The organism is Actinomadura monticuli (assembly GCF_041463655.1).
Taxonomy (GTDB): domain Bacteria; phylum Actinomycetota; class Actinomycetes; order Streptosporangiales; family Streptosporangiaceae; genus Spirillospora; species Spirillospora monticuli.
Genome location: NZ_JAXCEI010000004.1, coordinates 471,981 through 493,280 on the forward strand (window position 1 = coordinate 471,981; position 21,300 = coordinate 493,280).

General features: G+C 72.7%; 26 protein-coding genes, 3 tRNA genes and 1 pseudogene. 6 read left to right on the forward strand and 24 right to left on the reverse strand.

What is annotated here, in order from left to right:
- Positions 1–5 precede the first annotated feature (5 nt).
- The gene (locus SM611_RS11460) at positions 6–407 is read left to right on the forward strand and encodes an NUDIX hydrolase (RefSeq protein WP_371949367.1); all 402 of its coding nucleotides are present in this window, start codon (positions 6–8) and stop codon (positions 405–407) included.
- On the opposite strand, the gene SM611_RS11465 is transcribed toward SM611_RS11460, so the two are convergent.
- The 9 genes from SM611_RS11465 to SM611_RS11505 all read right to left on the reverse strand — a co-directional run bounded on the left by SM611_RS11465 (position 397) and on the right by SM611_RS11505 (position 8,407).
- A complete protein-coding gene (locus SM611_RS11465; protein WP_371949369.1) occupies positions 397–1,770 on the reverse strand; it encodes an NADH-quinone oxidoreductase subunit N in 1,374 nt (457 codons plus the stop codon). The two genes, SM611_RS11460 and SM611_RS11465, sit on opposite strands and share 11 nt — an antisense overlap.
- Before the next feature lie 12 nt (positions 1,771–1,782).
- Positions 1,783–3,264: a complex I subunit 4 family protein gene (locus SM611_RS11470; protein WP_371949371.1), complete on the reverse strand. Its 1,482-nt coding sequence runs from the start codon at positions 3,262–3,264 to the stop codon at positions 1,783–1,785.
- Positions 3,265–3,268: 4 nt separating this feature from the next.
- Positions 3,269–4,858, reverse strand: coding sequence for an NADH-quinone oxidoreductase subunit 5 family protein (locus SM611_RS11475; protein WP_371949373.1), 1,590 nt, complete (start codon positions 4,856–4,858; stop codon positions 3,269–3,271).
- A gap of 160 nt (positions 4,859–5,018) precedes the next feature.
- Complete coding sequence (gene nuoK, locus SM611_RS11480; protein WP_371949375.1) at positions 5,019–5,324, reverse strand: NADH-quinone oxidoreductase subunit NuoK; 306 nt, start codon at positions 5,322–5,324, stop codon at positions 5,019–5,021.
- A complete protein-coding gene (locus tag SM611_RS11485; RefSeq protein WP_371949377.1) occupies positions 5,314–5,820 on the reverse strand; it encodes an NADH-quinone oxidoreductase subunit J in 507 nt (168 codons plus the stop codon). Before SM611_RS11485 ends, nuoK begins: the two co-directional genes overlap by 11 nt.
- Before the next feature lie 13 nt (positions 5,821–5,833).
- Positions 5,834–6,697, reverse strand: a complete 864-nt coding sequence (locus SM611_RS11490) for a complex I subunit 1 family protein (RefSeq protein ID WP_371949379.1) — start codon at positions 6,695–6,697, stop codon at positions 5,834–5,836.
- On the reverse strand, positions 6,690–7,526 hold the full coding sequence (locus SM611_RS11495) for a hypothetical protein (RefSeq protein ID WP_371949381.1): 837 nt from the start codon (positions 7,524–7,526) through the stop codon (positions 6,690–6,692). The genes SM611_RS11490 and SM611_RS11495 overlap by 8 nt, the downstream gene beginning before the upstream one ends.
- Entirely contained in the window at positions 7,517–7,861 is a 345-nt protein-coding gene (locus SM611_RS11500; RefSeq protein WP_371949382.1) for an NADH-quinone oxidoreductase subunit A, read from the reverse strand. The genes SM611_RS11495 and SM611_RS11500 overlap by 10 nt, the downstream gene beginning before the upstream one ends.
- Positions 7,862–7,945: 84 nt before the next feature.
- Positions 7,946–8,407 (reverse strand): hypothetical protein, encoded by a 462-nt coding sequence (locus tag SM611_RS11505; RefSeq protein ID WP_371949384.1) that lies wholly within the window; start codon positions 8,405–8,407, stop codon positions 7,946–7,948.
- 93 nt (positions 8,408–8,500) lie between these two features.
- Between SM611_RS11505 and SM611_RS11510 the strand changes: the two genes are divergently transcribed.
- On the forward strand, positions 8,501–9,031 hold the full coding sequence (locus tag SM611_RS11510) for an MMPL family transporter (RefSeq protein ID WP_371949386.1): 531 nt from the start codon (positions 8,501–8,503) through the stop codon (positions 9,029–9,031).
- Here the strand turns inward: SM611_RS11510 and SM611_RS11515 are convergent.
- From SM611_RS11515 to SM611_RS11575, 13 genes are all read right to left on the reverse strand, one after another.
- On the reverse strand, positions 9,009–9,818 hold the full coding sequence (locus SM611_RS11515; protein ID WP_371949387.1) for an SAM-dependent methyltransferase: 810 nt from the start codon (positions 9,816–9,818) through the stop codon (positions 9,009–9,011). The two genes, SM611_RS11510 and SM611_RS11515, sit on opposite strands and share 23 nt — an antisense overlap.
- A 149-nt stretch (positions 9,819–9,967) precedes the next feature.
- Positions 9,968–10,657, reverse strand: a complete 690-nt coding sequence (locus SM611_RS11520; RefSeq protein ID WP_371949388.1) for a phosphatase PAP2 family protein — start codon at positions 10,655–10,657, stop codon at positions 9,968–9,970.
- 35 nt (positions 10,658–10,692) lie between these two features.
- Positions 10,693–11,715 (reverse strand): NAD(P)-dependent alcohol dehydrogenase, encoded by a 1,023-nt coding sequence (locus SM611_RS11525; protein WP_371949493.1) that lies wholly within the window; start codon positions 11,713–11,715, stop codon positions 10,693–10,695.
- Positions 11,716–11,840: 125 nt separating this feature from the next.
- Positions 11,841–11,913, reverse strand: a tRNA-Glu gene (locus tag SM611_RS11530).
- Positions 11,914–11,980: 67 nt separating this feature from the next.
- A tRNA-Glu gene (locus SM611_RS11535) sits at positions 11,981–12,053 on the reverse strand.
- A gap of 24 nt (positions 12,054–12,077) precedes the next feature.
- A tRNA-Gln gene (locus SM611_RS11540) sits at positions 12,078–12,149 on the reverse strand.
- Between the two features lie 102 nt (positions 12,150–12,251).
- Entirely contained in the window at positions 12,252–12,890 is a 639-nt protein-coding gene (locus tag SM611_RS11545) for a DUF2461 domain-containing protein (RefSeq protein WP_371949390.1), read from the reverse strand.
- Between the two features lie 3 nt (positions 12,891–12,893).
- Complete coding sequence (locus SM611_RS11550; protein ID WP_371949392.1) at positions 12,894–13,661, reverse strand: fumarylacetoacetate hydrolase family protein; 768 nt, start codon at positions 13,659–13,661, stop codon at positions 12,894–12,896.
- A gap of 22 nt (positions 13,662–13,683) precedes the next feature.
- Positions 13,684–14,976, reverse strand: a complete 1,293-nt coding sequence (locus SM611_RS11555; RefSeq protein WP_371949393.1) for a cellulose binding domain-containing protein — start codon at positions 14,974–14,976, stop codon at positions 13,684–13,686.
- Between the two features lie 91 nt (positions 14,977–15,067).
- A complete protein-coding gene (locus SM611_RS11560; RefSeq protein WP_371949395.1) occupies positions 15,068–15,439 on the reverse strand; it encodes a tetratricopeptide repeat protein in 372 nt (123 codons plus the stop codon).
- A gap of 182 nt (positions 15,440–15,621) precedes the next feature.
- Complete coding sequence (locus SM611_RS11565) at positions 15,622–16,026, reverse strand: DUF6292 family protein (RefSeq protein ID WP_371949396.1); 405 nt, start codon at positions 16,024–16,026, stop codon at positions 15,622–15,624.
- Between the two features lie 153 nt (positions 16,027–16,179).
- Positions 16,180–16,563, reverse strand: a complete 384-nt coding sequence (locus SM611_RS11570) for an ATP-binding cassette domain-containing protein (protein ID WP_371949397.1) — start codon at positions 16,561–16,563, stop codon at positions 16,180–16,182.
- 44 nt (positions 16,564–16,607) lie between these two features.
- A complete protein-coding gene (locus tag SM611_RS11575) occupies positions 16,608–16,802 on the reverse strand; it encodes a hypothetical protein (protein WP_371949399.1) in 195 nt (64 codons plus the stop codon).
- A 246-nt stretch (positions 16,803–17,048) separates the two neighbouring features.
- On the opposite strand from SM611_RS11575, the gene SM611_RS11580 reads away from it, so the two are divergent.
- From SM611_RS11580 to SM611_RS11590, 3 genes are all read left to right on the forward strand, one after another.
- Positions 17,049–17,936 carry a GntR family transcriptional regulator gene (locus tag SM611_RS11580; RefSeq protein WP_371949400.1) on the forward strand — a complete coding sequence of 296 codons (888 nt, stop codon included), beginning with the start codon at positions 17,049–17,051 and terminating at the stop codon, positions 17,934–17,936.
- Between the two features lie 130 nt (positions 17,937–18,066).
- On the forward strand, positions 18,067–18,684 hold the full coding sequence (locus SM611_RS11585; protein WP_371949402.1) for a GNAT family N-acetyltransferase: 618 nt from the start codon (positions 18,067–18,069) through the stop codon (positions 18,682–18,684).
- A gap of 37 nt (positions 18,685–18,721) precedes the next feature.
- A complete protein-coding gene (locus tag SM611_RS11590) occupies positions 18,722–18,970 on the forward strand; it encodes a GntR family transcriptional regulator (RefSeq protein ID WP_371949403.1) in 249 nt (82 codons plus the stop codon).
- A gap of 74 nt (positions 18,971–19,044) precedes the next feature.
- Here SM611_RS11590 and SM611_RS11595 read toward each other — a convergent pair whose 3' ends face one another.
- Entirely contained in the window at positions 19,045–19,335 is a 291-nt protein-coding gene (locus tag SM611_RS11595) for a hypothetical protein (RefSeq protein WP_371949405.1), read from the reverse strand.
- Positions 19,336–19,678: 343 nt separating this feature from the next.
- On the opposite strand from SM611_RS11595, the gene SM611_RS11600 reads away from it, so the two are divergent.
- Entirely contained in the window at positions 19,679–20,992 is a 1,314-nt protein-coding gene (locus tag SM611_RS11600; RefSeq protein ID WP_371949406.1) for a Crp/Fnr family transcriptional regulator, read from the forward strand.
- Here the strand turns inward: SM611_RS11600 and SM611_RS11605 are convergent.
- Positions 20,989–21,276: pseudogene (locus SM611_RS11605) on the reverse strand (GNAT family N-acetyltransferase); the annotation flags it as partial. The gene SM611_RS11600 and the pseudogene SM611_RS11605 sit on opposite strands and share 4 nt — an antisense overlap.
- Positions 21,277–21,300: the final 24 nt, after the last annotated feature.

Consider the following 21,300-nt stretch of genomic DNA (forward strand, 5'->3'; position numbering starts at 1 on the left):
GCGTCGTGACGTTTCTCGATGTGGTCGCATGGGTCGAGGTGTCGGACGGGCGGATGCTCGCCGTCCGGTCCCGGGGGCGCGACCTGCTCTACCTGCCCGGCGGCAAGCGCGAAGCCGGGGAGGACGACTGGTCGGCGCTGTCCCGCGAGGTCCGCGAGGAGCTCGCGCTCGAACTGGACAGGGCGTCCTTCCGGGATCTGGGCGTCATCTGGGCGGCCGCCCATGACCAGCCGGGCTTCTCCCGCGTGCGGATGGCCTGCTTCACCGCCGCCCACCGGGGCGCCATGACGCCGGCCGGCGAGGTGGACGAGTACCGCTACGTGGGGCGCGACGACCGGCACCTGCTCGCCCCGGCGTCCCAGGCCGCGCTCGACCTCGCGGGAGAGCGCGGGCTGCTCAGCTCGTGAGCGCGAGGCCGCTGCCGATGCCGAGGGCCAGCGAGAGCAGTGCGGCGGCGACGGCGACCGCGGTCGCGCCGCGCGCCGGACGGGACGGGCCGTCCGGACACCGGAACAGCGGGACGATCCAGCGCAGGTAGTAGAACACGCTCGCGACGGTGTTCACGGCGGCGGCGACGGCGAGCCAGAGGTAGCCGCCGTCGAGGGCCGCGCCGAACATCAGGACCTTCCCGACGAACACGGCGGTCGGCGGGGTGCCGACGAGGCCGAGCAGGCAGACGACCAGCGACAGCCCGAGCAGCGGGGAGCCGCGCATCAGCCCGGTGTATCCGGCCAGGTCGTCGCGTCCGTGGGCGACGACGACCGCGAAGGCCCCGAGGTTCGTCACCGCGTAGGCGGCGACGTAGTACAGCAGCGCCGGCTCGGCCAGGCCGGTGCGGCCCGCCATCGCGACGGGGACGAGGAGGTAGCCCGCCTGGCTGACGGTCGAGTACGCCAGCAGCCGCCGCACGTTGTCCTGCCCGAACGCGGCGAGGTTGCCGAGCGTCATCGTGGCCGCGGCGATGACGGCGACGAGCACCGGCCAGGACGTCCCGGGAGGGAGGGCCTCGGCGCCGAAGCGGTAGAGGGCGGCGAACGCCCCGATCTTCGGGACGGTCGTGACGTACGCGGCGATGGCGGGCGGGGCGCCCTCGGTCACGTCCGGCACCCAGTAGTGGCCGGGGACGGCGCCCGCCTTGAACAGCAGCCCGGCGAGCAGCCCGACGACGCCCACGGCGACCGCCGCCGAGGGGGCGCCGGCCAGGCCGGCGCGCAGCGCCGGGTACGCGGTGCCGCGCCCCACCCCGGACAGGACCGTCACCCCGGCGAGCATGAAGACGCCGAGCAGCGCGCCCATCAGGTAGTACTTCAGCGCGGCCTCGGTGCCGGGCGCGTCCTTGCCGAACCCGGCGAGGGCGTAGCCGGGGATGCTCGCCAGCAGGTACGCGGCGACGAGGACGAGCAGGTCGGACGTGGCGCCCAGCACGATCGTCCCGAGCGCCGACAGCAGGATCAGGACGTAGTGCTCGCTCTCCCGGGGATGGCCGCGGACCCGCCCGGCGGCCAGAGCCAGCACGCCGAGGGTCGCGCCCAGCACGGCGATCCGGGTGACGTGCGTGATCGGGTCGACGCGGAACGCGTCGAACACCGCCAGGTCGGCGCGGGTCGCGGCGGCACCGGCGGCGGCCAGCCCCGCGGCGAGCCCGGCCGCGCAGACCGCCGCGACCCGCCGCTGCCGCTCGCGGGGCAGGAACAGCCCGCCGACCAGGCCGAGCACGGCCGCGATCAGTACGCACAGCTCGGGGGCCAGGCCGGCGGGGTTCTCGTTCATCACCGGGCCGCGTCACCGTCCCACGAGCGCGACGACGGCGGCCGACAGCGGCTCGATCGTGTCGAGGAGGGCGCGCGGCGCGACGCCGATGAGCAGCGACAGGAGCAGCAGCGGGACGAGCGCGGCCAGTTCGGGCCGCCGCACGTCGGTGACCCGCGCGGTCAGCTCGCCGGGCGGCCCGAGGACGGCCCGGTGCAGGACGCGCAGGAACAGCGCCGCCGTGACCAGGATCCCGGTGACCGCGAGCGCGCCGGTCACGGCGGCCGCCGCCGTGCCGCTCCCGATCGTCCCGGCGAAGATCTGGAACTCGGCGATGAACCCGGACAGGCCGGGCAGCCCGAGCGACGCGAACGCCGCCACGGCGGTCAGCCCGGCGAACACGGGCGCGCCGCGCGCGATGCCGCCGAACCGGCCGAGGTCGTAGCTCCCGGCCCGGTCGTGCAGCACCCCGCACAGCAGGAACAGCGCGCCGGTGACGAGACCGTGGCTGACCATCTGCGTCACCGCGCCGGTCACCGCGAGCCGCCGCGCGCCGGCGTCCCCGGAGGCGTACCCGGCCGCGCCCAGCGCCAGGACGATGTAGCCCATGTGGTTCACGGACGTGTACGCGACGAGCCGCTTGACGTCGTCCTGCGCGAGCGCGACCAGCGCCCCGTACAGGACGCCGACCAGCCCGACGACGAGCATGACGAGCGCGTAGCGGCGCCAGGCGTCCGGCAGCATCGGCATCGCGATCCGGACGAGCCCGTACGTGCCCATCTTCAGCATGACCCCGGCGAGGATCGCCGACCCGGCGGCGGGCGCGTCGGTGTGCGCGGGCGGCAGCCAGGTGTGGAACGGGACGACGGGCGTCTTGATGCCGAGGCCGATCCCGACGGCGAGGAGCGTGAGCCCGGCGAGGCCGCCGTGCAGGGGCGGGCTGCGGGTCAGCTCCACCATGTCGAACGTGCTGGGGTCGGCGCCCAGGTAGAGGCCGATGAACCCCAGCAGCAGGATCAGCGACCCCAAGAACGTGTACAGGAAGAACTTCAGCGCGGACCGCGACCGGTCGCCGTGCCCCCACAGCAGGATCACGAAGTACATGCCGACGATCGACAGGTCGAAGAACACGAAGAACAGCAGCAGGTCGAGGGCGGCGAACAGCCCCAGGCACACGGTCTCCAGGAAGAGGAACAGGATCGCGAACGCCCGCACCCGGTGGGTCTGCCTCAGCGAGTACACCGCGCACGCCGCGAACAGCACGGCGGTCAGCGCGAGGAGCGGCAGCGACAGGCCGTCCACGCCGACGTGGTAACCGGCGCGGACGGACGGGATCCACCGCACGTTCGTCTCGAACGACATCCCGCCGCGCGTCCCGTGCGAGACCCACATCCAGGCGACGAGGGCGACCTCGGCGAGGGCGGCGGCGACCCACGTCCACGGCACCGCCCGGCGCGGGACGGCCGGCAGCGCGAGCGCCACGGCCAGCGGCAGGAAGACCACCAACGTCAGCACCGGCTCACCCGGCCAGGATCGCGACGACGGCGAGCACCGCGAGGACGACCGCGGCCTGGGCGTAGTACAGGTGGACCTGCCCGGTCTGCGGGCGGCGGGCCAGCGCGGCGAGGGCCTGGGCCGCGCGCACGACCAGGCCGGTCAGACCGTCCACGCGGATCTCGATCCGGCGCCCGGCGAGGCCCGCCGCCCACCGGCCGCCCCGCACGGCGCCCCGGACGGCGCCGTCCACGACCCGGTCGTCGAAGCGCGCCAGCCACCGCGCGACCGCGAACGCCGGACGCACCACCACGGCATCGGCGGCCCGCTCCAGATACAGCCACTGCGCCGCCCACGCGGGCGCCGGGACCCGCCGGACGAACCCGGCCGCACCGACCGTGACCACCGCCAGCACACCGGAAAGGGCGAGCAGCCAGGCATCGGGCCCGCCCTCGACCGGCACCCCCGGAAGCCCGGCGGCGCCGAGCACGGCCGCCGCGACGGCCAGCGCGACCAGGGGGACCTGCTCCAGGACGGGCACCCGCACGGCGCCCCCCTCGGCCGGGCGGAACACGACGAGCAGCGCCTTCGCCGCGTAGGCGGCCGACAGCACCGACGCGGCGAGCCCGACCGCGAGCAGCCCGCCCGGCAGCCCCCTCAACACCTCGTCCTTCGTCACCCACAGCGACAGCGGCGGGACGCCCGCCAGCGCCAGCGCCCCCACCCCGAACGCGGCGCCGACGACCCGGTGCCGCCGGGCCGCGCCCCGCAGCCCGTCCAGCCGCTGGGTCCCGAGGACGGTCAGCCAGGCGCCCGCGCACAGGAACAGCAGGCTTTTCACCGCCGCGTGCGCGACCAGCTGGGCCGTCCCGGCGCCCACCGAACCGGCGCCGGCCCCCAGCACCATGAAGCCGATCTGCGAGCACGTGGACGCGGCGAGAAGCTGCTTGAGGTCGCGCTGGGCGAGCGCGACCGCGCCGAGGACCAGCGCGGTGACCGCGCCCGCCCACGACACGAGCGCGTCCGCCCAGCCGGTGGCCGCCAGCAGCGGATGGACGCGCATCAGCAGGTACGCGCCGGCGGCCACCATCGTCGCCGAATGCAGCAGAGCCGACACCGGGCTCGGGCCGGCCATGGCCCGCGCCAGCCAGAACGAGAACGGAAGCTGCGCCGACTTCCCCAGCGCGGACACGACGATCCCGGCCGCGATCAGGTCCCGCCACGGGCCGTCCGCCTGCGCCAGCGCGTCGAGCCTCAGCGAACCGGCCCCGGCGACCGCGAACCCGGCGGCCGCGTACAGGCCCATGTCGGCGGCCCGCGTCGTCAGGAACGCGACGCCGGCCGACCGGACCCGCTCCGCGTCCGGCCACGCGTAGCCGATGAGCGCGTACGACATCGCGCCCATGACCTCCCAGCCCATCAGCAGCATCAGCAGGTCGGTCGCGGTGACCGTGACCGCCATCGCCGCCGCGAACAGCAGCATCAGGCCGTAGAACCGAACGCCGTACCGCTCGCCCGCCGCGAAGAGGAGCACCGCCAGCAGGACGGTCGCGAGGGTCGCCAGCAGCACGGCGGACAACCCGTCCACCGCGAGCCCGCCCAGCCGGATGCTCATACGCCCGCGCCCCGCGGGGGGACGACCCCCCGCACCCCCCGGCTCGCTCCGCTCAACCCCGCCCCCCGCGGGGGGACGACCCCCCGCACCCCCCGGCTCGCTCCGCTCAACCCCGCCCCCCGCGGGGGGACGACCCCCCGCACCCCCCGGCTCGCTCCGCTCATCCTTTGAGCTCTCCCGCGTCATCGGTCATGTCCACATCGCGGGCGCGGAACAGCGCGGTGACGACGGCGAAGCCCATCGCCATCTCCAGCGCCATCACCGTGATCGCGACGAGCACGAGGACCTGCCCGTCCGCCATGCCGGGCGACACCCAGAACCAGAACCCGGCCGCCGCGACGACGATCCCGTTGACCATGAGTTCGAGGCCCATCATCAGCATCACGATCGACTGCTGCGACAGCGCCCCGAACAGCCCGACGCAGAACAGCGCGGCGGCGAGGAGCAGGAACGTCTCAAGCGTCACGGCCGTACCGTCCCCGCCGCGTCGCCAGCACCACCGTCGCGATCATGGTGGCCAGGATCGCGATCCCGATCACCATCATGACGAGCATCTTCGGACCCATGATCGACTCGCCCAGCGCGAACGTCGGGTCGGGTGGCGGGCGCCCGGCGCGCTCCGGCCACGGGATCGCGAGGATCCCGGCGGCCAGCGCCCCGAACAGGGCGCCCGAGATCCCCAGCGCGCCGCGCCTGTTGTGCACCATCGTCATCGGCATGAGCCCCGCCGGGTTCATCATGTACATGACCATGAAGACGGCCATCACCAGCATCTCCATGATCATCATCAGCACCACCAGCACGCCGAGGTAGTGCAGGTCGACGAGCAGCAGCTCCGCGCCGACGCACAGGAAGGACGCGAGCAGCGCGAACGTCGCCCGCGCCATCGAGTCGACGGCGAACACCGCGGCGCCCGCCCCGACCGCGGCCACGGCGAGCACCCAGAACGCGACGGCCTCCACCCGCTCCCCTCCTTCAGACGACGACGATCCCGACGACGAACATCTGCAGCACCGTGGCGGGGATCAGCACCGCCCACGCCGCCGTCATGGCCCGGTCCATGCGCACTACCGGAACGCGGCCCCGCGTCCACACCAGCAGGGCGAGGACGGCGCAGGTCTTCACCAGCGACCACAGCCATCCCGGCAGCAGCGGGCCCGCCCCGCCGCCGAGGAACAGCGGGACGGAGACCGCCGCCGCCACCGCGAGCAGCCCGTACCGCCCGGCCAGGAAGACGAGCCGGTCCGGCCCCGACAGCTCGGACATCGCTCCCCCGGCCACGTCGCCGCCCACCGGATGCTCGAACGGGCCCCAGAACGCCATCGCGAGCACCGAGACCAGATAGGCGGCGAACGCGACCGGCATCCAGACCGCGAACCACAGCCCGCCCTGCGCGTCCGCGATCACCCGCAGGTCGAGCGAGTGCGCGCCCAGCGCGGCGGTGATGAGCGCGAACATGTGCGGCAGCTCGTAGGCGAGGCCCTGCGCGATGAACCGGTACCCGCCGACGAGCGCGTACGCCGAGTTGACCCCCCACCCCGCCAGCCACACCGAACCCCAGGCCACAACCTCCATCGCGTTGAACCAGACGACGCCGACGCTCGTCCCCACGGCCGCACGGTCGCCGAACGGCACCACCAGCGCCGCGAGCGCCGCCGACACCGGCAGCGAGATCGCGCCGATCCTCGTCAGCATCCGGTCGGACGCCGCCGTCACGCGGCGCTGCGTGGTCAGCAGCCGCACGGCCTCCCGGAACGGCGCGACGGGACGTCCCGCGAACGCGCCGCTCAGCGCCGCCGCCGCGACCGCCAGCACACCGAGGACGGCGACCTCAGCCATCGATCGCCCCGAGGTCGGGATCGAGGCTCGCCACGATCAGCCGCGCCTCGGCCAGCCCCGCCCCCTCCAGCAGCGCCGGCAGCGCCTCCAGCGCCTCCAGCGCCTCGAGCGCCGCCGGCCGCGGCCGCCCGTCCGCGCCCTCGATCTCCCGCAGCCACTGCTCGACACGCGCACGCACGCCGCCGACGTCCCGCGTCATCCAGCGCAGGACGGCCGACCGGCGAACCTTCCGGACGAACGGCCCGAATCGCGCGGTGGGCGCCCCGTCCAGGGCCTCGTCCCGCAGCACCGCGGCCCGTTCGGCGGCCGCCTCCCACCCGGCGACGCGCAGGAACCGCGAGAGGCCGTCGAACCGGGCGGCCACCCGCCGCTCCTCCGTCCAGAAGGTCCCGTCCGCGCGGTCGACGACGGCGACCTCCGCGGCCTGGACGACGTCGCCCTGCAACGTCAGGTCGACGCGCAGCCCGGCGGGCCAGTACGGCAGGACGGGCCCGAGCGGCACGCGCAGGACGTCCAGCCGCAGCCCGTCCCGGTCGTCGGCACGGTCGGCCATGCCGGCGTCGAGTTCCAGCGGGGGACGCCCACGCCCGCCGCCGCGGTCGCCGTCCAGCCCCCGGACCCGCGGCTCCGGCATGTCCCGCCACACGGTCTCGATGGCCTCCGCCAGCGCCGGGCCGGGCTCGCCGCACACGACGAGCATCCCCGTCTCCGCCGGGGAGAGGGCCGGGCGCCACCGGCGCCGCCGCAGTTCGGCCTCGACCGCGAGCCTGTCCCGCGTCCCGTCCGCGGCGGACACCACGAACGGGCGCGGATCGCGCCTCAGGCCCACCGCAGCGCCCCCTCCCGCCACGCGTAGAGGACGCCGACCAGCAGCAGCGCGAGGAAGACGAACATCTCCACGACCGCCTTCACCCCGATGGACGCGACGACGAGCGCCCACGGGAACATGAAGACCATCTCCATGTCGAAGGCGAGGAACACCATCGACACCGCGTACCAGCGCACGTGGAACCGGGACAGCGCGTGCTCGGCCGGACGGCCCCCCGCCAGGAACGGCCCGGCCTCGAACGCGCGCGGCGCGACGGCGAACGACACCGCGTAGACGGCCGCGACGAGCGCCCCGACCAGCCCCATCACCGACAGGACGACGGCGTACGGCGGCATGGCGGCTCCCGGCTGGACTGCTAGTCCGCCCTTACCTGATCGGGATGGCGGCGAAACATCGCCGCCGCCCGCGGCGCCCGCCTGCTACACGTGGCGCTGCCGGTCGGCCGCCGCGGCGGCGAGGATCATCTCGTCCACGACCCAGCGGGCCCGCGGCGAGAGGTCGACGAGGGCGCGCAGCACCTCCGGCCGGATGACGCCCTGCCGCACGTCCCGCTGCAGGGCCTTGATCGTGAGGTCGTCGCCGATCGGCTCGGACTCGCCCGCGAAGCCGAAGTAGCCGATCGGCACGCCGAAGAACGTGGCGAGCGCGGTCAGCGTCTTCAGCTGCGGGTTCTCCTGCCGCCCGGTTCGCAGCTTCCAGACCGTGGTGGACGAGATGTCCTCCCCGGTGGCGCGCGCGATGGCGGCGGCCGTCTCCACGTTGTTGCGCGGCGGCCCCGCGTCGGCCGGCCACAGGTTCTGGATCAGCCACTCGACCTTCTCGGCCAGCGACGCCCCCGGCGAGACCCCGTCCGCGTGCTCCCGCATGTCGCCCCTCCCCATGTCAATGATTTTAGTTGACCACATCGGTGCTCGTCAGCCAAGGACACGCGACACCCGCGACCGTCGTGGCGGCCCCCGCCGCCCGCCCTCCTCGTGATCTTCGGGCGCTGGATCTTCTGGCCGCGCATCCCCCGCTACGGCGGCGCCCCGCCCGCGCGCGGCGCCTGGGACCGCGCCGGGCGCCGCATCGCGGCACGCCCCCGCCTGGTCTGGGTGGGCGGCCTGGTCGTCCTCGGCGCGCTCGCGTCCGGCTGCCTCGGCATCCACACCGGCCTCGACCGCGCCCACTTCCTGGCCAGCACGCCCAGCTCGACCGTCGGTGAGCGGCTGCTGGCGGAGCACTACCCGGGCGGCCAGGGGCGTCCGGTGCAGGTCATCACCGCGAAACCTGCGTCCGTGACCGGCGCGCTCTCGCGGGCGCCCGGCGTCGCCCGCGTCGGAACCCCGCAGACCTCCGCGGACGGGCGCCTGACCAGGCTGGAGGTGGTCCTGACCTCCAGCCTGCCCGACAGCTTGGCGGCGAAGCGGACCGTCCGCGGCCTCCGCGATGCCGTCCCGGACGCCCTGTTCGGCGCGAGCACGGCCGGCGAGATCGACCCGCCTACAGGACGGCGACGCCGCTGAAGTGCGGGACCTCCGGCTCACGCCACGGTGACGGGTCGGGACGCCACCGCGAGCACGACACGACCCCCGGCTCCAGCAGCCGGGTGCCGTCGAAGAGTGCCTCGATCCCCTCGGGGGACCGGGCGCGGATCGGCGTCCCGCCGCGGTCCATCACCTCCCGCACCGCCCGGCGCATCGCCTCGCCGTCCAGCTCGTCGGTCGTCGCGTCGCAGGTGTGGGAGATGACCAGGTGGCTGCCGGGGGCGAGCCCGCGCAGCAGGTCGGCGACGAGCCGCAGCGCCTCGGCGTCGTCCAGGATGTGGTTGAGCACGCCCAGCAGCATGAGCGCGACCGGACGGTCCAGGTCGAGGGTGGCGGCGGCCCCTTCGAGCACCGCCGCGGTGTCCCGGATGTCGGCCTGGATGTAGTCGCAGGCGCCCTCGGGACGGCTCGTCAGCAGGGCCCGCGCGTGGGTGAGCACCAGCGGGTCGTTGTCGACGTAGACGATCCGGCTGTCCGGCGCCAGGCGCTGCGCGACCTCGTGGGTGTTGTCGACGGTGGGAAGCCCCGTGCCCAGGTCGAGGAACTGGCGGACGCCCTGCGAGATCAGGAAGCGCACGGCGCGCCCGAGAAAGGCCCGGTCCTGCTTCGCCGAGACGGCGATTCCGGGCAGCACGCGCAGGACGGCGTCGCCCGCCTCCCGGTCCACCGGGTAGTTCTCCTTGCCGCCCAGCCAGTAATCCCAGATGCGGGCCGAATGCGGCACGCTCGTGTCGATCTCCGGTTCCGGCCGTGCCATGTCCGGCATGCGCTGGCTCCCTCACGCGTCGATGATCGCCCTCATCATTCACCCGATCCGCCGCGTCAGGCCGCCTTGTGCCAGATCAGGGGATCACTGGCCGTCGGGCCAGCCGATTCGCACGCGTGGACGGCGAAAAGGTTCCCGCACGCGGACTCTCATCGAGGTGGCGGCGGCTGGCCGACACCCGTCCTCCTCGGCAGGGCCGGACGGCCGAGTGATCGAGAACGTTCGCTGAACGGGGAAGCCGCGACGAGAAGCGCCAGCAGGACGGGCCCCAGCGCGAGACTGAACAGCACGTCCGTGAGCCAATGCTCGTCCGCCACGGTCAGGGCCGCCGCCGTGGCCCAACCGGTCACCAGCGAGACGTCCCGGCGCCGGCGCGCCGGCAACCGGACCGACGGAAACGCGACGACCACCAGTTCGAGGACGACCCAGACCAGCACGAACGCGTTCAGGGTGTGGCCGGACGGATAGGCGTTGCCTCCGTCGAACAGAACATCGGCGTCATGGTACGGATAGGTCCGAGGGATCACCGCCTTCAGCCCCGCCTGCAGCAGCGAAAGCCCGAACACGATGGCCGCACTCAGCACCGGGTACCGAAGAGACCGCCTCCGCATCCCGGCGATGACGGCCAGCGGGACGATGACGACCACCAGGTCACCGCGCTGGCCGAGCTTGGTCACCAGGTGCACGGCGGTGAGCAGTGCGCCCCGGACGTGCGCGTCGCAGAACGCGTGGACGGCCCAGTCGACGCGCCTGAGCGGGCCGCCGAGAAGGACGTCCGCGGTGACGAGCACCATGGCGCCGGAGAGCAGCGCGCACCAGCCCCTCGAACCCCACCGCACGGATGGATCATTCCCCCGCGCGGCGCGTCCGCACATCACGGCGTCAGGACCGCTCGCCCCCGCACCCGCCCCGCGTCCAGATCGTCGATCGCGGACTGGAAGTCGTCCAGCGCGTACTTCCTCGTGTGCAGCGTGACCGCGCCGCGCGCCGCGAGAGCCATGAGGTCGCACAGGTCGTTGTAGGACCCGACGAGGTTCCCGATGATGTTGATCTCGGCGGAGATGACGTCGATCGTGGGCACGTCGATGTTCTCGCCGTACCCGACCACGTGGTAGTCGCCCGCCTCCCGCAGCATCCGCAGCCCCTCGGCGGTGGTGCCGCCCTCGCCGACGAAGTCGATGACGACCTCCGCACCGCCGCCCGTGAGGTCGAGCACCTCCTCGACATGCTCCCCGCCGGCGACGACCCCGTGGTCGGCGCCGATCTCGTTCGCCAGCCGCACCGCGTCCGCCCTGCGGTCGACCACGATCACCTCGGCCGCGCTGATCGCCTTGAGCACCTGCACCCCGATGTGCCCGAGCCCGCCGGCCCCGATGACCACGCACCGGTCCCGCGGCGTGAGCCGCCGCGCCGCCTTGGCCGCCGCGTGGTAGGCCGTCAGCCCCGCGTCGGCGAACGCCGCCACGTCCGCCGGTTCCAGCGACGCATCCAGTTTCACCACGCTGCGCGCGGACGTCTTCAGATACTCCGCGTACCCGCCATCGGCGTCGATCCCGGGGAACCGGCCGTTCTCGCAATGGACGTCGTCCCCCGACCGGCACGCCCGGCACAGCCCGCACGTGACCAGCGGATGCAGGATCACCTTGTCGCCTTCGGCGACGTTCGTCACCGCGGACCCGACGGCCCGCACCCACCCGGCGTTCTCATGCCCGATCGTGTACGGCAGCGCGACCCCGGACTTCTCCGCCCACTGCCCCTCCAGGATGTGGAGATCCGTCCGGCACACCCCGGCCCCGCCGACCTTCACCACGACGTCGAACGGCCCGTCCACCTCCGGCACCGGAACCTCCGCCATCCGAAGATCCTCGCCGTACCCGACGACCCGCACAGCCCGCATACCGCTCATGCACCGCTCCTCGTGGACGTGGGCTTGCCTACCCGCGCCTCCCCGAGAAGACGTGACCTATTCGCGAACACGAAAAAACCGCAGATCGCCATATCGGCGCTCTGCGGTTTCGCCTGTACCCCCGAGCGGATTCGAACCGCCGTTACCGCCTTGAGAGGGCGGCGTCCTAGGCCACTAGACGACGGGGGCCGGACACGTGCACCCGAGTGATCTCTCGCTCGGACCTGGCCGAAGGCCGACGAGCAGCCCAGCCGAGTACCCCCGAGCGGATTCGAACCGCCGTTACCGCCTTGAGAGGGCGGCGTCCTAGGCCACTAGACGACGGGGGCGTGTGTCCGCCTGAACGGACGCAGCTGGGGTACCAGGACTCGAACCTAGACTAAGTGAACCAGAATCACTCGTGCTGCCGATTACACCATACCCCAGTGAGGTACGGGCTTCCGTGCCGTTTCCGACCCGGTCGCTCGCGCCTCGATGAGAATACAGGACTGCGGGACAACGACCAAAACGATTGCGCGGGGCGGCGGTCAGCGGTCGGGGTCGGGCGGGCCGAGGTGTTCGCGGCCCCAGTCGACGAGGGGGCGCAGGCGGCGCCAGGACGTCCGGACCCGGGCGACGACCTGGCCGGGGTCCTCCATCCACGGGTCGGCGGGCCAGCCGGTGCGGGCGTAGAGGGAGCGGTGCCGGAGGAGTTCGAGCCGCGGGTGGTCGGGGGCGGTGCCGCGGGGGCGGGTCTTGAGCCGGTCGCCGGCGATCTCCATGCCGGCGGAGCGGAGGTCGTCCACGATGGCCTGGAGCTCGCGGCCGTAGGTGTCGGACCCGGCGGCCTCGCGGTAGCGGCGAAGTTGGCCGGGGGTCGGCGCGTACATGCCGCCGGCGACCATGAGGCCGTCCGCGTCGACCTGGATGTAGAAGCCTTCGCTGGTGTGGCCGCCCTGGTGCGTCTTGTAGGGCGTCTTGTCCTTGCTGAAGCGGACGTCACGGTAGGGCCGGAAGAGCTTGACCGCGCCGAACTCCTCTTCGAGTTCGGCGCACAGTTCGGTCAGGGGCTCGCGCACATGGCGTTCGTAGGTCTCCTTGTGGGACGTCCAGTAGGGCTTGCCGTTGTCGCTCTGCAGGCCCTCGTAGAACGCGAACGCCTCGTCGGTGAAGCCGCCGAACGCCATGGCTCAGTCTCGCGCGATGACGCGGTTGGTGAGGCTGCCGATGTTCTCGATGGTGACGGTCACCTCGTCCCCGATCTGGAGGGGGCCGACGCCGGCGGGGGTGCCGGTGAGGATGACGTCGCCGGGCAGCAGCGTCATGACCTGGCTGACGTACTCGACGAGCGTGGGGATGTCGTGCAGCAGGAGGGACGTGCGGGCGTCCTGGCGAACCTCGCCGTTGACGGTGGTGGAGATCGCCAGGTCCGCGGGGTCGATCCCGGTCTCGATCCACGGGCCGATGGGGCAGAACGTGTCGAAGCCCTTGGCGCGCGTCCACTGGCCGTCCTTCGCCTGCAGGTCGCGGGCGGTGACGTCGTTGGCGCAGGTGTAGCCGAGGATGACGTCGGCGGCGCGGGCCGCGGGCACCTCGCGGCACAGGCGGCCGATGACGACGGCCAGCTCGCCCTCGTGGTCGACACGCTCAGACAGCTTCTGCGGGTAGGCGATCGCCTCGCCGGGACCGATCACGGCGGTGGACGGCTTGGAGAAGATCACCGGCTCTGCGGGCGGCGCGTCTCCGCCCATCTCGCGGACGTGGTCGGCGTAGTTCTTCCCGATCGCGATGACCTTGCTGGGCAGGATCGGCGCGAGCAGCCGGACGTCGGCGAGCGGGAACCGCTGCCCGGTGAACGTCAGCTCACCGAACGGGTGGGCCGCGATGGCGGCGACGGTGTTCTCCTCCACCACGCCGAAGGACATGCCGTCGTCGGTGGAGAACCTGGCGATACGCATGACCGAAAGCCTAGTACCCCGGTCAGAAGCCGCACGCCTTGCCGTTGAGCTCGCAGCCCTTCGGGGTGGACGCGGGCCCGGCGGCGCCGTACTGGACGTCCCAGGTGCCGCCGGGCGGGATCGCGGGCGCCCCGTCCAGGTTCCTGATCTCCACCTTCGCGCCGCCGTGGACGAGCCGCGCGCCCCAGATGTTCTTCACGTCCGCGCCGGGCGCCCGGAACGTCAGCTTCCATGTCTTCATGGGGCGGTCGGTGCGGTTGGTGATGACCAGTTTGCCCTCGTAGTACCCCTCGTCCTGCTGGACGAGCTGGTAGGTGATCCCCTTGCCCTGCACGAGCGGGCCGATCGGGGCCGTGGTGGCGGGCGGCGGCATGGCGGGCTGCTCGGCGGGCGGCTGCCCCGCCGACGGCGGCGTCGCCTCGGGGGGCGTCCCCTCGCCGGGCGCGGGGGTGCCCGGCGCCGTCGGCTGCGGCCCGCCCGTCGCTCCCCCGGGTGCCGCCGGGGCGGACGCGGCCGGCGACGGGTTCTTCGCGCTCCCGCCCTCGTCGTCCGGACCGCCGCCGGCGAGCAGCAGCGCCGCGAGCGCGGCGGCGGCGAGGAGCACCACCGCGGCGATCACCGCGATGAGGATCACCGGGAACCGCGGCCGGGACGACGGCGCTCCCCCGGACGGCATCGCCGGGGCGGTCGCGTCGGGCTGCGGTCCCGGTCCAGGGCCGGCGGAGGGCATGGCGCTGGCGAACGCCGGAGCGCCCGTGCCGGAAGGTGCCGTTTCCCACTCGGCGCCGAACTGCGCCGTCCAGGGCGCTTCTCCGACGACCGGAGCGGGCGCGGGTTCAGGCGCGGGTTCAGGCGCGGGTTCAGGCGCGGGTTCAGGCGCGGGTTCAGGCGCGGGCTCCGGTATCGCGGCCTGCTCGAACGCCGCCGCCTCCGCCGCCTCCGCCGGGGGCGCGACGAGCGGAGCGTGCTTCTCCAGCCGGATGTCGGTGACGGTCGCGGACGCCTTGGCCGGTTCCGGCGGGTCGAGGAGGGTCGCGTCCGGGCCGTCCGAGGGGAGGTCCTGCGCGGTCTCCTCGGGATCGTCCTCCGGGTCGTCGGCCGGAAGGTCCTGGAACGTCGCCTCCGGGTCGTCCTCGGGGGCGTCGTCGGGGAAGTCCTGGACCGTCGCGTCGGCGAGGTCGTCCACGGGCTCGTCGACGAGGGTCGAATCGGCCTCGGTCCCCGCGCCCGGCGCGGCGGCGGCCCGGCCGGGAACGCGGAACTCGGCGGTCGTCTTGTGGTCCGGGGGCACGTACCCGGGCTCCTCGCCGCTCAACTCGTCCACCCTCCGCTGTCGTCGATCTCATGGACTCCGACGACGGGTGAAGCGGTTCGGTTCACGACGAACCGGACGTGTCCGGAAGGCGTCAGCCCGCGGCGGCGGGCTCCAGGCCGCGGCGCGCGGCCTGCCGCAGCTGCCGGTTGAGCATGTCGGTGATGAGTTCGATGGCGTCGGGAGTGGTGGCGTCGTGGGCGCCGCTCAGCCAGCGGGTGGCCTCGGCCAGCAGGTCCTCGGCCGATTCGCCGGCGGGCCCCGCGTCGGCCATCCGCCCCAGCACGGCGCCGAGGCGCAGCGCGGCGTCGGCGCGCCCGGACTCGGCGGCCCGCCGGTACCAGCCGGCGGCCTGGCGGAGGTCGCCCTCGCGCTCGTACATCTCCCCCAAGCCGAAGGCGACGTCCGCCCAGGTCCCGTCCGTAGGACGCCCAAGGTCCTCAGGGGTCCAGGGTCGAACGGACATACGATCACTCCGGCGATTCGGTTCGGTGGGGACGGCACGTGCGGACACCGCGCCTGCCGTACGGGTCCCTATAGTGGACGCTTCAACTGAAATCCGCCACCACTTTCGGTCGGTTTAGCGAAATTTCTGCGTAACCGTACCGATACTGGTGGAAACCTCCTCGTTCTTTCGAACGACCGGTTTCAGCTGCTGGAGTGGCGGACCAGCGCGTCCTCGAAACCGTCGTGTCCCGCACTGTACGACCGCGGCGGCTCGGGCGCGCCCGCCGCATCACGGTTCAGCAGCCGCGGGACGGACCGGGGATCGGGCAGCACGCCGCCGCCGAGCCGCACGGGGTCGCGCAAGACCGTACGCACACCGGGCTCCCCGGAGACGAACTCGCCGAGCACGAATCCCTCGGACTCGTTCCACACGAGGGCCTTGAGCCCGAGGACGAAGGTGGCGTCGCGCGGGTCGCACGGGTCGAGCCAGACGTTCGAGAGCGGCACCCCGCCGGCCTGGAGCGCGTCGCCGACGCTGGTGATGTATCCGCGGGTGACGTCGACGAACGGGTCCGAGTGAGGCAGGGGCCGAATGCGGTCGATCACTGGTTCATCCCTCTCTTCGGTCTCTTTACGAAGTATGAGGGAAGTTGATCCTGATTGTCCTGTTTTTGAGGGAGAAATCTGACTGAAGGCAGGCCAAACAGGCCCTTTCGCCACATACCTCCCTTCAGCCTCCTTGGTCGCTCCTGTTCCCCCTCAGCCAGCCCGGGTCGCGGCGAACCGGGGGGCGGCCGGCGCGGCCGGCACCGGACCGAACTGCGAGGCGAGCCACGGACCGACGACCACGGCGCACGCCCCCGCCGAGCAGAGCGCCGTGAGCCGCACCGGCGCACCCGCCCGCCGGCCCAGCTCGGCGGTGATCACGAGGACCGTGGCCCCGGTGACCGCCATCCGCACGGCCCCGGCCCACGGCTCCCGCGCCGCGAGGAGCTCCGGCGCCGGTGATCGCCACAGCTCGGGATCAGCCGCGGCGCTGGGCTCGTCCGCCAGGACCAGCTCTCTGCGAGCGACCGGTCCGGCCGGCTCGAACGCGATCGGCTGCTGCGGCGCGCCGGGCGCCGCGTCCATCCGCTCTTCCACCTCGAACTCCCTAGGTCAGCGGCCCGCTCGGCGGCGACCCGAGATCATGCGCGCGGCTCGTTCAGGCCCCGGACGGTGAGCAGCACCGGCCGGTACGAGGGGCCGGCCTCCGCCTGCGCGGGCGGCTCACCACGGAGGTCCACGTTCCTCGTCCGGAAGCCGAGGCTGACGACATAGAGCGCCAGGCTCAGGAAGAGCGCCGCGGGAGGGACTACCCACAGCATGATCATCGCGGTCATGTGAACCTCCTCCGGGTGGTTCGCGATATCCCTTACATCCAGCACATCCTGCTGCTACTGTTGTCAAAGTTTTTCAGTAGTGGACTTGTCCCAACAAGTCGCTCACCCAAGGTGTACCCTTTTTTGAGATTGCAAACACGTTGGGCGGGAAGTACTTATTCAGAAGTCCGGTTCTGTGCACTGTCTCGCTCGTCCGGCGGTCGGCACAGGCCCGGAAGCGGACCGGCTGGGAAGGGAGCGGATCCGATGGCTCGCACAACGCCTCTCCGCTGGCGTGACATCGCCGATGACCTGCGCCGGCGCATCGAATCGGGCGACCTCGCCCCCGCGGACGGCGCGTCCGACCGGCGGCCGCTGCCGCCCGAGAAGGACCTGGAGCGGCACTACCGCGCGTCCCGCAACACCGTCCGGGACGCGCTCGCCTGGCTCCGCCAGCAGGGGTACGTCGTGTCGGAGCAGGGCAAGGGGACGTTCGTCGTGCCCCAGCCCGACATCGTGCACGTCACGCTCCGCGCGGTCGAGCTCGGGCTCGCGCCCGGCGCCGTGTCGGAGGAGTGGTACAACCGCGACGCCGCCGTCCCCGCGACCTGGAACGCGTCGGTGTCGCAGGTCAAGGTGGAGGTCCAGGAGGGCACCAAGGTCATCGCCCGGTACCTGCAGATGAAGACCGGCTCGGAGTTCATCTCCCGGCACCAGGAGATCTTCCTCGACGACAAGCCGTGGGTCCTGCAGACGTCCTTCTACCCGCTCGAGTTCGCCACCGACGGCGCGTCCCGCCTGCTCCTCCCGCGCGACATCCCCGAGGGCGCCGTCGCGTACCTGGGCAAGACGCTCGGCTACCGCGAGGTCGGCTTCCACGACGAGATCAAGGCCCGCGTCCCGGACGAGAACGAGAAGCGGTTCTTCAGCCTCGGCGACTCCGCGGCGAGCATCGTCTTCGAGACCGTCCGGACCGCCTACTCCGCCGACGGCAAGGCGTTCCGCGTCACCGTGACGGTCTGGCCCGCCGACCGCACGCGGCTGCACTACAACGACGGCGACGTCCCCGCCGCCGTCCTCAAGACCCCCGGGCTGGCGTCCACCGAGGCCGGGCCGGACGAATCCCCACCGGACGACGACGCCGGAAGCGGGTAGCCCGCCGCCCGACCACGGCGGCCGTCACGACTTGTCCATACGCCCCCCTTCCCGACCGAAAGGGAGCCGCAGTGCTCCCATGACCCGGCCGGGAGGCGGGGGCCTCGTTCTTTCTCGGAGTCAGGAGCACGTGGACACAGACACCGGGGCCCGCCAGCGCAGCCGGGCCGCAGACCGCAGCTACCGCATCCGCATCGCCCGGCCGGACGAACTCGACGTCGTCCTGGGGCTCATCGACCACGCGGCCGACTGGCTGCGCGAGAACAAGGACACCACCCAGTGGGCCACCCCTTGGCCCCACCCGGACGGCCGCATGAAACGGGTCCACGATGCCCTCGTCAACGGGGAGACCTGGCTCCTGTTCGACGGCCAGGACGCGATCGGCACCGTCTCCATCAAGCTGGCCGGCCACGAGGAGCTCTGGACTCCGGAAGAGCGGGAGACCGAGGCGGTGTACCTGCACCGCCTGGTCATCGACCGGGACCACGCCGGCATCGGGCTGGGAGCCGAACTCATCGACTGGGCGGCGCGCAAGGGCGCGTCCCGGCTGCGCCACGCGGAGCTGGTGCGGATCGACGTGTGGACCGACAATCACGCACTCCACGAGTACTACTGTCGCCAGGGCTTCAAGGACGTCGACGTACGCGAGACCAGCGACCGCACACCTTCGGGCGCCCTCTTCCAGCGAGCCATCTCCACTACCCCGCAGACCGAGCCGCAACGCATCATCGAACACGACGCAACATAGCCAGACCGCCTCCCACCCCCGACGAGGAGGGACCCCCATGCCAGGCGCCCGGCCCAAGTACGTCGAGATCGTCCAGGACCTCCAGGCCCAGATCGACGACGGGCGCCTGGCACCGGGCGACGCGCTGCCGTCCGAGACGGAGCTGGCCGAGCGCTGGCGCGTCCCGCAACACGATCAAGGCCGCGATCCTCGAGCTGCGCAAGGCCGGCCGCGTACGGCGACGCCTTCCGGCACACGGTCACCGTCCACAGGCCCGGCGCGAACAAGATCCGTTTCCTCTCCGTAACCCTCCCCTACGGCGTCCGGCCGGTCGGCTTCTGACGCGGGCGCGAGGGCGAGCGGGCGGGGGCTGGAGGACGGTCAGACGAAGCGGACGAGCATCAGGTCGCTTTCGGGGGTCTCGCGCCAGTAGAAGGCGCCGGGGTCGCGGGACATGCCTTCGATCTCGCCGGCGATGATCAGTGCGCGGTTGATGCAGTCGGTCTTGTTGTAGCCGGTCTGCTCCTGGAGGCGCTGGAGGGCCTGGACGGCCTTGCCGGTCAGGTTGACCGTGACGCGCTCGCTCTGCGGGGCGGCGTCGGCCCGGCGGCCCGGATCCTCGGCGTCCGCGGATCCGCCCGCGGCGTCGGAGGCTGCCCGAGGGTTCGTCATGAGCGCTCACTCCAATCCGGGGCGCGCAGCCCGGCACGCCCCCATGCGTTCCGGCGCCGGGACCGGGTACCTCGCCGGTCAGGCGACCATACAGCCCTCCGTCAGCAAATCCATGCCCCGCGTACAGCATGTACGTGAGAGATTCCCCCGCCGCGCGGCCGGGAAACCTCCGGAACTTGGCGACTTGCCATCAAGTGACAGAATCATCACTGACTTCCGAGCAGTTTTCATATGGTCTTCATATGCATTCTAGCCTAATCTTAGTTCTGGGAGACGTGGGGACCTGACCAACGCCGGGGGCCGGCGGCACTGCGCCGCACCTCCCCGGGGGAAGGAAGACTCCGTGGGATTCAACCGTTGGGCCGCGCGGCTGCGGAGGCGGACGGCCTCGCAGGCCGGCGCGGGGCCGGTGAACGCGAAGACCATGACGCCCGTGACGCTCGGGGCCGTCGCGCTGGGCTACGCGCTGGACGGTTCGGGCACCGCCGCGATCAGCGGCGTCCTGACGTTCCTGACCTTTCCCGCGGTGGCGATGACGAACGCGGTCGTCCAGCACCTGCGGGCGGGCACCCTGCAGGACTCGTCCGGGCCGCCGTCGACGCCGCCGCCCGTTCTCGCCCCCGAGCTTCCCGCGATGGCGGCCGCCACCGAGGTGGCCGTGCCGCGCGGGGCGGCGACGTTCTGGGACGCGCTGACGCCCGTGGAGCGGCACGACCTGCTCGCGCGGGCGCGCACGCACCTGTACGCCAGGGAGGACGTCCTGTGCCGGGAGGGAGGACCCGCGGCCGAGGTCGTCGTGATCCTGTCCGGCTGGACGCGCGTCTGGGTGCGGGAGGGCCCCGAGCAGCGGATCATCGCGTTCCGCGGCGCCGGTGAGCTGGTCGGCGAGCGGGCGGCGCTGATGGTCCGGGACCGGTCCGCCACGGTGACGGCGGAGAGCGACGTCCAGGCGCTGCGCGTCGACGCCCACGAGTTCGGGGCCTTCCTGGAAGCCAATCCGCGCGTGCGGGCCGTGCTGGAGCAGCAGGTCTACCGGAGGCAGATCGAGAGGCACGACTTCCAGGCCGTCCAGGGCAACTGCTCGATCCTCATCACCGACATCACGCGGTTCAGCGCGCCGACGCGCACCGACGCCGACCGGCAGTACGTCCTGGACGCCATGTACGACCTGATGGGCGGGGCGTTCACCGCGTCCGGCCTCGACTTCGGCCGCCTCTACCAGGAGGACCGCGGCGACGGCGCGCTCGTCATCGTCCCGCCGACCACGCCGACCGACAGGGTCGTCGACCCGATGCTCGCGCATCTGGCGGCGGATCTGCGGCGGCACAACCGGCGCGCCGCGGAGGCGACCCGGCTGCAACTCCGCGCCGCGCTGCACGTCGGGCCCGTGCAGCGCGGGCCGAAGGGCGTGGCCGGCGTCTCCATCATCACGACGCGGCGGATGGTGGACGCGCCGGCGGTAAAGCGGCGCGTCGCCGAGACCGGCGCCGACCTCGCGTTCGTCACGTCCGACTTCGTGTTCGACACGGTGATCACGCCCGCTCCCGGCCTCGTCGACCCGGGCCGCTACTCGCGGGTCCGGGTCAGGCTGAAGGAGGCGTCGCTGTCGGCGTGGCTGATGCTGGAGGGCGGCGGCTCCCGGCTGCGCGCCGTCTAGCGGACGAGGTCCTGGTAGTCGGGGTGCTTCTGGATCCACTTCTTGATGAACGGGCACAGCGGGACGACCTTCAGCCCCTTCCCGCGGACGTCGTCCAGCGTGCCGCGGGCGAGGGCGCTCCCGACGCCCTTGCCCTCGAACGCGGAGTCGACCTCGGTGTGGATGAGGACGACGGCGTCCTCCTCCGTCTCGTACTCGACGAACCCGGCGAGGTCGCCGTCCACCCTGATCTCGTAGCGGCTCTTCGCGGGGTTGTCGGTGATCTCAGTGCTCATGCCCCGATCATGCCCGACCGGCCCCGGCCGCTC